This is a genomic window from Flavobacterium selenitireducens (genome assembly GCF_014748335.1).
Taxonomy (GTDB): Bacteria; Bacteroidota; Bacteroidia; order Flavobacteriales; family Flavobacteriaceae; genus Flavobacterium; species Flavobacterium selenitireducens.
The window spans coordinates 19,001-31,925 of sequence record NZ_JAAVIY010000001.1 but is presented as its reverse complement, the minus strand read 5'-3'; the positions used below and the strand labels follow the sequence as shown (position 1 = coordinate 31,925).

Below are 12,925 nucleotides of genomic sequence, written 5' to 3'. Positions count from 1 at the left end.
AAAATCCCATGGTGAAGATACACAGGAACATCAAAAAGCCTAGGTATTGTTGAAATTCAAACATGTGTTCCGGAATTTTTTGAATTATACGCAAATGTAGCGATAGTATTTTTGCTGTCCAAGGCTGGGTTTCATTTTTATTAACAAAGATTTCGGCGTAAATTTGGACAATGAGATAATGAGTCAATTAGCGAATTAGCGAATGGTAGCCTTTCATTCGCTAATTCGCTAATTATTAAATTCGCTAATTAACAAATGATGGAATACAGAATAGAAAAAGACACCATGGGCGAAGTGAAAGTCCCTTCAGACAAGTACTGGGGCGCCCAAACCGAGCGTTCGCGCAACAACTTCAAAATTGGCCCGTCGGGTTCCATGCCGACAGAAATCGTCGAGGGATTTGCTTACCTCAAAAAAGCGGCGGCCTACGCCAATCATGACCTTGGCGTGCTTTCTGTTGAAAAACGCGACGCCATTGCCTCGGTTTGCGATGAAATACTCGAAGGTAAGCTCGACAGCGAATTTCCGCTTGTGATCTGGCAAACTGGTTCGGGAACGCAGTCGAACATGAACGTCAACGAAGTGATCGCCAATCGCGCACAGGTGTTGGCCGGGTTTAAAATCGGGGAAGGCGAAGCCGTCGTAAAAGCCAATGACGATGTGAACAAATCCCAATCTTCAAACGACACGTATCCGACAGGAATGCACATCGCCGCCTATAAGGCCGTCGTGGAAGTTACGATTCCGGGCGTCGAGAAATTGCGCGATACCCTCAAGGCAAAATCGGAAGCTTACATGGACGTCGTTAAGATCGGACGCACGCATTTGATGGATGCTACTCCCCTGACTTTGGGACAAGAGCTTTCCGGTTACGTGGCCCAACTCAACTACGGTCTCAAAGCCGTAAAAAATACATTGGCACATCTTTCCGAATTGGCTCTTGGCGGAACAGCGGTAGGAACAGGATTGAATACGCCCGACGGTTACGATGTGAAAGTAGCAGAATACATAGCGAAGTTCACAGGACATCCATTCGTTACGGCTCCCAATAAATTTGAGGCGCTCGCTTCCCACGATGCGATTGTGGAGACGCACGGAGCATTGAAACAGTTGGCGGTTTCTTTGAACAAGATTGCGAACGATATCCGCATGATGGCATCGGGACCACGTTCGGGAATAGGCGAGATTTTTATTCCTGAAAACGAGCCGGGATCGTCGATCATGCCTGGAAAAGTAAATCCGACGCAATGTGAAGCCCTCACGATGGTTTGCGCCCAGGTCATGGGCAACGATGTGGCGATCACCATCGGCGGGACGCAAGGTCATTATGAACTCAACGTTTTCAAGCCGTTGATGGCGGCCAATTTCCTTCAGTCAGCGCGACTGATAGGCGACGCTTGCGTTTCTTTCGACGAACACTGTGCTCAAGGGATAGAACCCAACCATAAACGCATTAAGGAATTGGTAGACAATTCACTGATGTTGGTCACGGCGCTGAACACCAAAATCGGATACTACAAAGCTGCTGAAATCGCACAGACAGCCCACAAAAACGGCACGACGTTGAAGGACGAGGCTGTTCGTTTGGGTTATGTTTCGGCAGACGATTTCGACGCATGGGTAAAACCTGAGGAAATGGTTGGAAGCTTGAAAACCGTCTAGATTCAGGAATTTCAACGATGTTGGGACGAGCCGCAATTCGCATAAAAGTGAGAGTTGCGGCTCTTTTTTTTGACTTTTTGGAGACACGGCCTTAGCGTGCCCACCCATACGCAAGTTACTCTACAAAACGACAATTTCCATACAGAAAAACCACCGAAATTGTTAAAACCCAAACTACTTCTTCCGCTCCTCATCTTTCTCTGCTTTCTGCGCCACTTCCGGATCTGCGATGAGCTTCCCTCCTTTTGAAATGACGTGAAGCACGATGGCCACCGAAATCAAAATGCTGTTCTTGATGATATACTGGCCTTCCAGCGTCGGGACAAACGGCTGCTTCCAGGTATCAGATGTAAAAATCGCAAGTGGCAGAAGCGTGCCGGCCATCTGGAAATACATCAGGTGGATCACGTATTTCATAAACTTGCGCGTCAGGATACCGAGTCCTATTACGCATTCGATCACGCCCAAAACAGGCATGCTTATTTCTTCATTGAGGTAGCCCAATGTAAGCCACGAGATCGTGCGTGAGGCGATTTCGTCGGCGGCACTCAGGCTGCCGAAAAACTTGAGGAACCCGAACCAAAAAAATACCAATCCGACCGAAACCGTCAGTATGCCTATTCCATTGCGCTTGATCATGATGCAAAAGCGTTGAACTTATCGCGATAAGCAGTCGGCGTCATGCCAACGTTCTTCTTGAACAGGATGCGAAATGATTTCAGATCGTTATAACCCGAATCGAGCATTACCTCCTGGACGCTTTGTCGCGATTGCTCGAGTAACTGCTTGGCCGCCTCGATACGCGTTTTTTGCAGGTACTCGATTGGCGTGATGCCCGTGGCTTGCTTAAACCGTCGTACAAGGTTTCGGCGGCTCGCAGGGACGTCCACGATAATTTCTTCTATGGTGTTCGCTTCCCGAAAACTTTTCTTGATTTTCGACTGCGCCTGTTTTACCAGGTCGTCCCCGTGATCTTCTATCGGAAGAAACGTCCCGAAGTAGGTCTGCTGTTTACGGTCAATGTCGACTGAAAAAACCTTTGCCGTTCGCACCGCCACGGAGCGGTTACAGAATTTCTCAATCAGGTAAATCATTAAATGGAAACTGTTCGTGGCCCCTCCGCTTGTATAAATCCGATCCATCTCGGTTACGACCGCATCGGCCTGGATCTGGACGTTGGGAAATGAGGAAGCGAACGCATATTCCGCATTGATGTGAGTCGTGGCAGGTTTTCCGTCGAGCAAACCGGTCGCGGCCAGCAAAAAAGCGCCCGTACAAAAACTCGCGATATGCGCCCCTTTGGAATATTGCCTGACAAGCCACGGAAACCATTCGCGGTTTTGCGACAACAGCGTCGGCATTGCTTCGGGTTTGAAAGCTGGAACCAGTATGAGGTCGCAATGTTCACCTGCCCGGATGGAAGCAGGCGCGTATCCCGAATACATCGATTCGCCTTCGCCCAACTGTAGCAGACGGATGTCAAAAAACGGCTCAAGCCCGGCTTCTTCGTAGAATCGGTTGACGGTTTGGAATACGTCCAGCATGGCAGCGACGCTTAAAAGCCGGTGTTCGGATGTGAGCAGGATGCCTAGTTTCATCAGAAGTTTTTTTTAAAGATAGGGATTTGGCGCGAATGCCCTGTTTTATAGATCGTCATTTCGACGAACTATCTTCTTTTAAATTGGGTGATGAAGTTATCGGATAAAAAAAGCCCCGTGTTTCCACGAGGCTTCTATCAATTACGATAAGAATTATTTTCTTTCGTTCTTCTCCATTTTGGCTTTCAAACCAGCAAGGATGTCGTTGTTGTCTCCCAACGTTGGCGCCGAAGCGTTGTTGTTGTTCGATTCCTGCGACTGGCGAACGTTTTTCTCTTCTTCCTCACGGAAAGTAGCCGTGTGGGAAGCGACAACGCGCTTGAATTCCTTGTTGAATTCGATTACTTTGAAGTCTGCCACTTCTCCTTTTTTCAACTTCTTGCCGTCTTCTTTTTCAAGGTGACGTGCAGGGATGAAAGCGACAACGTCATCACCGAAATCTACGGTAGCGCCTTTGTCGACGATTTCAGCGATCGTTCCGTTGTGTACGGTTCCAACTCCGAAAGCAGCTTCGTGCTTGTCCCAAGGATTCGGTTGCGTTTGTTTGTGACCAAGGGAAAGTTTGCGTCCGTCAACATCAAGTTCAAGAACAACGACTTCCAATTTATCACCAACGTTCACGAATTCAGATGGGTGCTTCACTTTCTTGGTCCAGGAAAGGTCAGAAATGTAGATCAATCCGTCGATTCCTTCTTCCAATTCAACGAAAACGCCGAAGTTAGTGAAGTTGCGGACGATACCTGTGTGCTTCGAGCCAACTGGATACTTGGACGTGATGTCTGTCCAAGGATCTTGCGACAATTGCTTGATACCAAGAGACATTTTGCGGTCTTCGCGGTCAAGGGTCAAAATCTGAGCCTCGACAACATCACCTACTTTTACGAAATCCTGAGCCGAACGCAAGTGCGTTGACCAAGACATTTCAGAAACGTGGATCAATCCTTCAACGCCTTCGGCAACCTCGATGAAAGCACCGTAGTCAGCGATAACGACCACTTTACCTTTTACTTTGTCACCAACTGCGATGTTCGTGTCAAGAGCATCCCAAGGGTGAGCGTTAAGCTGCTTCAAACCTAGCTGGATACGGGTCTTTTCGTCATCGAAGTCGAGGATTACGACGTTCAGTTTCTGATCAAGCTCCAATACTTCGCTCGGGTGGTTGATGCGCGACCATGAAAGGTCCGTGATGTGGATCAAACCGTCTACGCCGCCAAGGTCGATAAATACTCCGTAAGAAGTGATGTTTTTGACGACACCTTCGAGAACCTGGCCTTTTTGCAACTGCCCGATGATCTCTTTCTTCTGTACTTCGATATCCGCCTCGATAAGCGCTTTGTGGGAAACGACGACATTCTTGAATTCGTGGTTGATTTTCACCACTTTGAATTCCATGGTTTTGTTGACGTAAACGTCGTAATCACGGATTGGCTTCACGTCGATTTGTGAACCTGGCAGGAACGCCTCGATTCCAAACACGTCAACGATCATACCACCTTTAGTGCGGCATTTCACGAATCCGTTTACGATTTCGCCAGTGTCATGAGCATTGATGACGCGATCCCATGATTTGATGGTTCTAGCTTTTCTGTGAGAAAGTACAAGTTGTCCTGTCTTGTCCTCGCGAACGTCGATCAAAACTTCTACTTTGTCTCCAACTTTCAGGTTCGGGTTGTAGCGGAATTCGTTCAACGAGATAACACCTTCTGATTTGGCGTTGATGTCGACGATCACGTCACGGTCTGTCATGCGAACGACAGTTCCGTCTACTACTTCTTCCTGATCTGTTGCGATGAAGGTTTTTGAAACGAGGTCCTCAAATTCCTTAAGGTTCGTCGCGTCAACGGCGTCGATACCTTCCTGGTAATTGTCCCAGTTGAAGTTGTTCAAAAAGTCTTCTTGTGTTTTTAATAATTCAGACATGCTGATTAATAATTTGTATCCTGCTTTTGCCGAGTTTCTGACACAGATTAAAAACAGAAGTGGTTTTTTTGTGTTTTTCGTATACCTTCCTGGAAACTCTACTCCGTCAAAAAGGTGCGCAAAAGTAAGGCATATTTATTTATCAGACAAACAACTAACGCAAATATTCTCTTAAATGTTAAATCAAAAACACCCATATTATTTTTACGTAAATTGTCCGACAACAAATTGCTGATGAAGACGTGAAAGGACCACTACCCTATTCCCGCATTATTTTCATTTACAGAATCTTAGCGATAAGACTGTCTGCATTTCTGTTGCCTTTTTTTTTGCTGGTCACACTTTCCGTACAGGCATCGGCCTTGCCTCCCCAATTGACGGTTACCAAAGTCGACGAAACGTGCGACGGAGGCGGCATCATCTACTTTAGTCTCACCGACCCTACTCCCGGCGGAACCGTCATTTTCAGGGTTTTTCAACTGCCGAACACCACGACGCCCATTGCCGAACTCAACGCCAATGGCCAGGTAACCGGGCTCGACGCCGGAAATTACCAGGTCGTGGCAATCGAGACCGTCAACGGCACGACTACCACGCTTCCGCCCCAAACCATAACGATCGCGAACCAGATAGCACCCATCGACTTCGAAATCACACATACGGATGAACATTGCAACGACGGGACCCTTACCGTTGCGGTCACCTCGGGCGCGGCGGTGAACTATTCGCTGTTTTCCGGCCCTGTAACCACGAGCGGCCCGCATCCTTCGCCTTTTTTTGACAACCTGCCTTCCGGAACGTATGTTGTGCACGCAACGGACGCTTGCGGAAACGTAAAGGCGCATTCGTATACGGTTCCGCATAACGACGCTCCGTTTACGGTAGGTTCGATGGGATTTCTTCCGCAGCTTCCGGCCTGTAACGAGATTTCGCTTACGCATCCGATCGCCATTACCAACTCAGATGAGGACGATCTGTTGTACCCATTGACGGTCGTCTATACGGTTTATCCTCCCGGAGGAGGCGCTCCGGTGACGCTGACTTATGTGGAGCCGATGGGAAACCTCGATGTCCTCACGGTGGTGCACGATATTCCGTTTTATTACGACCAGCTGTATTTTTACGATATCAAGGTCATCGACAGATGCGGACAAGAACAAGGATGGACGCACAATCCCATCGATCTTTCGCTTTTCGGGAGCCTCGATCCCGAACTCGGGGAATGCGGCGAATACTTTTTTGCGATCACGCCTTCGGTTTACGTTCCGCCCTATGATATCGTCTTCACGTCTGCTCCTGCCGATTTTGATCCCTCCAGTTTCAATTCTGAATGGCCGGGACCGTTTTCAGGCGGAAAAACATATTTCGGAGATCCTGAAAACACCGTTCCCATGGGGCATTATGCGGGCACATTGACCGACGCCTGCGGAAATTCCGTCGATTTTGAACAAGACATCGAACCCAATGAGTTGCCTCCCACCTTTAACGCCGTACCTCATCCGGGATGCGACGCGATTTTATCCGATCTCCAAATCCAGACCATCAGCTTCGATATCGACTACGTCGTAATTACTGAAGCGCCTTCGGAATTTACCGAGACGCTTCCGCACACGGTTCCTGAAGAGAACCAGGTTGACGCTCAGGAAATCTGGATTTACGACCTTCCCGCCGGAGACTATCACGTCATCATTTACGACACTTGCGGCATAGCGCACGAATACGACTTTACGATTGACGATATGGACGTCCACAACGATCCTTCGCTCTCCACGAGAGCCGACTGCAACGAAGGGTTCGGAGGCGTAAGGATACGCGCAGGGAATTCGACGACGCTGGTATCGGTTGTAATCACGGCGGCCCCATCGGCATTTTCCGAACAAATTCCGTTCGACGCCTCGGTTTATATCGGAGGAGGCGGGATTTTCTCAATGGAATACCTTCCGCCGGGACTATACGAATTCACGCTCACGAACAACTGCGGAACGGTTTACGTGAAACCGTATGAAATCCTTCCTTACGTCGTTGACATAAACGATATCACGGTAACCAAGCACTGTGCTGCCTTTGACATTCAGATCAACCACACATCGAATTCCACGGCCCAAACGTTTTGGTTACAGCGGCTGAATGAAGGCACGGGTCAATGGACGCATCCGGCAACGGGAATCGTTTACATCGAAAATACGCCGCTGACCAATGCGAACGCCATCCAATTGACCAACAATTTCAACAACATCAATCAATTGTTCATGGGGCATTTCAGGGTCGTCAAAACGTTCCAAGCCTACCAAAATGGAGATATCCTGCCGCCAAGCTCATCAAAGAACTGCTACATTTCACTGACGGAATTTGACAACACCGGAGAAGTCGAGATCGTCGACGTGGTCAAGCTTACCTGCGACGGTGCGACGGCCGACGTCAAAGTCATTGCAGACGGCGTTCCTCCATTTGTTTTTAAGATCGTCGAAAAAAATGGTTCGCCTTTCGTGATCGACAATGGCCCTAACGACACCTTTACCGGGCTCGAGCCGGCTGTCTATAAATTTTCCGTAGAACATTTTTGCGGACAGACAGTCGTGAAAATCGTCGATATCGCCTCACTCCCGTCCTTAATCGAAGCCACGACTCCATCCGATCCTATCGTCGAATGTGACGGGGACGACAACGACGGAAAGGCGGATTTCGATCTTGCCTCTTTCAATGCGACGATCATCGGATCCCAAAATCCTTCCGACTTCACGCTCACTTACCACTTGAATCAATCAGACGCTGCTTCGGGGGACGCACCGTTGAGCATTCCTTATTACGGCGCCACCTCGACGCTATACGGGCGCCTGAAATACAATGCCGGCGATTGCTACGACATCGTTTCCGTAGACGTTGTAGTAAATCCTTACCCGGTTTTGCACATGCAGTTGCGCTATGCGCTTTGCCCAAACTCGAACCGCACGATAACAGCAGATGCCGGAATGGACAGTTATTCGTGGTCAAATGGCGCCAATACACAGTCGATCACGGTATCGGAAGCGGGAATTTACACGTTGACCGTGACCAAGAATTACCAAGGCATGATTTGTACTGGCGTTTATGAAATTGAGGTTTTTCCGCTTGTCGCACCGACAATCCAAAGTGTGGAATATCACGATTGGACCGATCAAGACAACACGCTTATCGTCCATACGAACGAACCGGACACGGGCGATTTCCTGTATTCGGCAGATGGCGGGCAGACGTTCCAGCAATCCAACACCTTCAACGGATTGCTTCCCGGAGAATACCATGTGGTCGTAAAGGATCTCGGCGATTGCGGATCGGACGATGACGTGGCGCATTTGCTCATGTATCCGAGATTTTTCACGCCAAATGCAGACGGTTATAATGATTATTGGAAAGTGAAGTTCGACGAGTACGAGCCCGGAATCCAAACCTACATTTTTGACCGTTACGGTAAACTCATTACCGGTTTTCCCGTCGGCGGTCGTTGGGATGGAACCCTCAACGGAAAACTGCTTCCGTCTACCGATTACTGGTTTTTGGTAGTCCGACAGGATGGGAAAGAGATGAGAGGCCACTTCGCGATGAAGCGGTAATTCAAAAGCTCAGGTTCTTTGGGTGAAAGGCGTTGTATTCCATGCCGGTTTTTAAGTTGGCTGCCTGTATCCTGTTGACCTTCGTGCGAGAGAAATGTTCGCGGAACAGGCTTCCGGAGCGACCATAAGCTTTGTTTATCGACTTGGTGTAGGCGTTGAAAAAATTGGAAAATGGCAAGTAGAGCTTTTGCCGGTATTTCTCCGGGATATCAGAAATATTCTTTAATTCGATGAGCAATTCAAAGCCGTTGCGAAAAAGCCTGAAAGAGAGTAAATAGGCGATTTGCCCGACGTGCCTGTGGAAAAGATCCAGAAAATAGGGATAGTTTCGATCCTCGATAAAGATGTCTTCAAAGTTGTTTCCTGTATTGCGGATCAGGTAAAGATTACCCGGGAGAAACGGATCGCTTTTCACGACTAAATTTGGCGGATTCATGTTGGTTGATTTTGCGATGTTTAAATTCTGTATCGTATCTAATTCCTGCAGACCTAACAAATCTTTGAGATTTGTTAGGTCTCGCAAAGTTAGGAGGCAGCAATTTTCCCATTGTACAGAATTTCTGTACTATTTGTTAAATCAAGAGAGCGCCGAGATTGCGCGCGTTTGCCGGGTATACCGTCTGGGAACAACAAAGCCTTTTTCCCCCAGACCTAACAAATCTTTGAGATTTGTTAGGTCTATCAAAGTTAAACCGCCAAACAACATCCTGCATACAGTTTTTCCTCCAAAAATGTTAAACCATTATCTAACCTAAAAAGTTTAACGCCCAAATTTCCAAAAACAAAAAAGCCACCCTAAAGGATGGCTATTGACAAAATAGTTATCAATGCGAAATAGTCGCGACTTCGGCCGGGTCGTGTTCGTGTTTGAACATAAATGCAAAGGCAATCGCAATTACTAGCGCATAAGCGGCAAACGCAAGCCAGATGTTGGGCCAGTCCTTCATTTCGATCGCTTTGCTGAGGCCTCCGTCAGAAAGTACCTCGGCACCTTTATTTTTTACGAATGCCATCAGGTGAGCGTTCGATGTTTCGGTTTGCAGGTGAAGCGCCAGATCGGAAACCGTTGTGTAGGCCTTCGTGAAATAGTTTTGGATCACCCAACCCGAAATGACGCTTCCCAGTACGGCTCCCACTCCATTGGTCATCATCATGAACAACCCCTGGGCCGACGAACGCGTGTTGGCATCGGTGTTCCCTTCTACGAAAAGCGAGCCTGATATGTTGAAAAAATCGAACGCCATTCCGTAAACGATGCACGAGAGCACGATCATCCACAAGCCATCGACGGGATCGCCATAAGCAAAAAGCCCAAAGCGCAACACCCAGGCGAACATACTGATAAGCATTACCTGTTTAATCCCGAAACGCTTCAGGAAAAACGGAATAGCCAGGATAAACAACGTCTCGGAAACTTGTGAAATTGACATTATGATCGTCGAGCGCTTGACCACGAAAGATTCGGCATATTTCGGGAAATTCTCGAACTCGCTTAGAAAGACGTCCCCATAGGCATTGGTAAGCTGAAGCGCTCCTCCAAGAAACATGGAGAATATAAAAAACAACGCCATCTTGTAGTTGGCGAACAATTTAAAGGCGGATGTCTTTTTCTCGTTGAGCGCATCTTCGGACACCGTTCCATATTTTGGAGGACATTTTGGCAATGTAAAGGCGTACAATCCCAGGAGTATCGCCGCGATTCCAGCAATATAGAATTGGTTCGCGGTGGCTTTGCTGTCGGTAAGGTTGGTAATCCACATGGCGACGATGAAGCCGATGGTCCCCCAGACGCGGATTGGTGGGAAATCCTTGACGACATCTCGGTTTCCCTGCTTCAGCGCCGCATACGAAATTGAATTGGAGAGCGAAATCGTCGGCATGTAACAACACATGGCGAGGAACATGACGTAAATGAACGTCGTCGGATCCTCGACCATCGGTAGGCTGAATAAAACGGCGGCATACGCCAAATGCAAAAATCCGTAGAGTTTTTCGGCGTTTATCCATCTGTCGGCGATGATTCCGGTAACGGTCGGCATGAAAAGGGAAGCGAATCCCATCGTGGCGAACACAAGCCCGAATTGCGTGCCTTCCCACTGTTTGGTTCCGAACCAATAGTTTGCAATGGTAATCAGCCAGGCGCCCCACACAAAAAATTGCATGAAGCTCATGGCCGTCAATCGTAATTTGATACTCATAAATGGTTTAGGGTTGGTTTGGCGGTAAAGCTAGCAAAATTGTTGATTTGTTGGTTTTTTATGTGCGGATTTGAGTCCAGTCCATCCATGGGTTGAAACGCTAACCCTCAACTTTAAATTTCATAAACCAAATCGAGAACTTTATCGAGTTGCTCTTCACGCGTCAGATGCGAATTGTCGATCTCAATCGCGTCATCGGCTTTGCGCAAAGGGGAATCATCGCGGTGAGTGTCAATATAATCGCGTTCCTCGACATTGCGTAGCACCTCATCAAAAGTAACCGTCTGGCCTTTGTCGGTAAGTTCTTCGAAGCGCCTTTGCGCACGCGTTTGGGAGCTCGCAGTCATGAAAATCTTAAGTTCCGCATCTGGAAAAACGACGGTTCCGATGTCGCGCCCATCCATTACGATGCCTTTGTTGCGCCCCATTTCCTGTTGCTGCTCGACGAGTTTGTGGCGCACCTCGGAAATCTCGGCCACCCTGCTTACAAAATTCGAAACTTCGATCGTGCGTATCTCCCATTCGACATTGCGGTCGTTGAGATGCATTTCGCCAAAGCCCAATTCGGCGTTGAATACAAAATGCAGCTTTATCTTCGGAAGATCGGCAATGAGTTTCCCGACGTCGAAATGATGTCCGTCGATATAGTGATGTTGCATCGCATACAACGTGACGGCGCGGTACATTGCTCCGGTATCGACATAAACATATCCGAGAATCTTGGCCAGTTGCTTGGCTATGGTGCTTTTTCCGGTTGACGAGAAGCCGTCAATGGCGATTGTTATTTTTTTGTCCGTGCGCATTCGGCAAATATCAAATATTTTTATTGAAATCGGATCAGGGTCGCAATTGGAATCCGAACATAACGTTATCGACCGACGGTAAACTGCAATTAAAAATCCTCTCCAAAATTGATTGTCAACCCGAAAAGACTGGTGTTGGCGGCCAATGTATACCTGGAATAGGAATAGTTGAATTTAAGCCTGCGGATTTTGAGCCCAAATCCTGCCGAAAGCCCTGCAAAAGTTCGCCTCTCTAGAATCTTGAGTTCCTCTGACCGTCTGAAATTATACCCAAACCGAATGTTGAACCCTTTTTTAGGGAACAGCTCCGCCCCTACGATGACGTGGCGCAGCGCATTGTTGAAGAACGAAACCTTTTCAGGAGATGATCCGCCATCTATGCCATTTTCGGAACGCGCCGGATTGGAAAACGAAACATCCCATTGCTGCAGGTTTTCGAGCGTGAGGTGCCAACGCAACGGGACATGTTCAAGTTCTTGGGAAACGCCTGCGAGTACTTCCATTTGCACGCGTTCGTTTGCGCCGGCATAGGTGGTGAATTGCGTGCCGAGGTTGCGCACGGAAACCGCCCAGTTGATATCGTTGTCCTCATCCACGTAAATTGCGCCAAGATCGAGTGCGCCTCCAAACGATTGATAGCTTTCGAGCGAAGAGGAGATCAGTTTGGCATTAGCGCCGATATAAAGGCTCGTCCAAGGCACGTTATAGGAATAGCCTAACGAGAGGGCGATCTCGCTTCCGCTGAAATCATCCGTTTTGTTGCCATTCTCATCGTATCCTTCGAATTTTCCGTAATTCACGTAGTTGACACCGCCGTGCAGCGTCTGTACATGTCGGTCGTATACATAGGCATAGGAAGCAGTGCCGTAAGTGACTTCCCCAAAGTAACTGCCATAGTTGAGCGCCAACCGGTTGTCCATCTCCGGATTTATCGTTGCCGGGTTAAAGTGGGCCGTGTTCGGATCTTCGTCGTAAATCGTAATGACCTTACCGCCCAAGGCCGCCTGCCTCGGAGAAGTGACAAGATTCAGGAACTGATAAACTCCTTTCCCTCCGATCTGCGCAAATGCGGGCGCGCAATACGAAACGACAAGGACAAAAAGGAGTTTTCTAAGCATATTTTAGCGGCGTTAACAATCCTATAACGCCAATGC

General features: G+C 48.2%; 9 protein-coding genes. 2 read left to right on the top strand and 7 right to left on the bottom strand.

Annotated features, from left to right (window positions below):
- Window positions 1-258: 258 nt before the first annotated feature.
- Entirely contained in the window at window positions 259-1,662 is a 1,404-nt protein-coding gene (gene fumC, locus HC229_RS00135; RefSeq protein WP_191018416.1) for a class II fumarate hydratase, read from the top strand.
- Window positions 1,663-1,836: 174 nt separating this feature from the next.
- Here the strand turns inward: fumC and HC229_RS00130 are convergent, their stop codons facing one another.
- The 3 genes from HC229_RS00130 to rpsA all read right to left on the bottom strand — a co-directional run bounded on the left by HC229_RS00130 (window position 1,837) and on the right by rpsA (window position 5,180).
- On the bottom strand, window positions 1,837-2,301 hold the full coding sequence (locus tag HC229_RS00130) for a DoxX-like family protein (protein WP_191018415.1): 465 nt from the start codon (window positions 2,299-2,301) through the stop codon (window positions 1,837-1,839).
- The gene (locus tag HC229_RS00125; RefSeq protein WP_191018414.1) at window positions 2,298-3,260 is read right to left on the bottom strand and encodes a GlxA family transcriptional regulator; all 963 of its coding nucleotides are present in this window, start codon (window positions 3,258-3,260) and stop codon (window positions 2,298-2,300) included. Before HC229_RS00125 ends, HC229_RS00130 begins: the two co-directional genes overlap by 4 nt.
- A 153-nt stretch (window positions 3,261-3,413) precedes the next feature.
- Window positions 3,414-5,180: a 30S ribosomal protein S1 gene (rpsA, locus tag HC229_RS00120; protein ID WP_191018413.1), complete on the bottom strand. Its 1,767-nt coding sequence runs from the start codon at window positions 5,178-5,180 to the stop codon at window positions 3,414-3,416.
- A gap of 242 nt (window positions 5,181-5,422) precedes the next feature.
- On the opposite strand from rpsA, the gene HC229_RS16700 reads away from it, so the two are divergent.
- Window positions 5,423-8,770 carry a T9SS type B sorting domain-containing protein gene (locus tag HC229_RS16700; RefSeq protein ID WP_191018412.1) on the top strand — a complete coding sequence of 1,116 codons (3,348 nt, stop codon included), beginning with the start codon at window positions 5,423-5,425 and terminating at the stop codon, window positions 8,768-8,770.
- 1 nt (window position 8,771) lies between these two features.
- Here the strand turns inward: HC229_RS16700 and HC229_RS00110 are convergent, their stop codons facing one another.
- The 4 genes from HC229_RS00110 to porQ all read right to left on the bottom strand — a co-directional run bounded on the left by HC229_RS00110 (window position 8,772) and on the right by porQ (window position 12,889).
- Window positions 8,772-9,206 (bottom strand): hypothetical protein, encoded by a 435-nt coding sequence (locus HC229_RS00110; protein WP_191018411.1) that lies wholly within the window; start codon window positions 9,204-9,206, stop codon window positions 8,772-8,774.
- Between the two features lie 388 nt (window positions 9,207-9,594).
- Entirely contained in the window at window positions 9,595-10,968 is a 1,374-nt protein-coding gene (locus HC229_RS00105; RefSeq protein WP_191018410.1) for a nucleoside permease, read from the bottom strand.
- 113 nt (window positions 10,969-11,081) lie between these two features.
- Entirely contained in the window at window positions 11,082-11,771 is a 690-nt protein-coding gene (gene cmk / locus HC229_RS00100) for a (d)CMP kinase (RefSeq protein WP_191018409.1), read from the bottom strand.
- A gap of 89 nt (window positions 11,772-11,860) precedes the next feature.
- Window positions 11,861-12,889: a type IX secretion system protein PorQ gene (gene porQ / locus HC229_RS00095; protein WP_191018408.1), complete on the bottom strand. Its 1,029-nt coding sequence runs from the start codon at window positions 12,887-12,889 to the stop codon at window positions 11,861-11,863.
- Window positions 12,890-12,925: the final 36 nt, after the last annotated feature.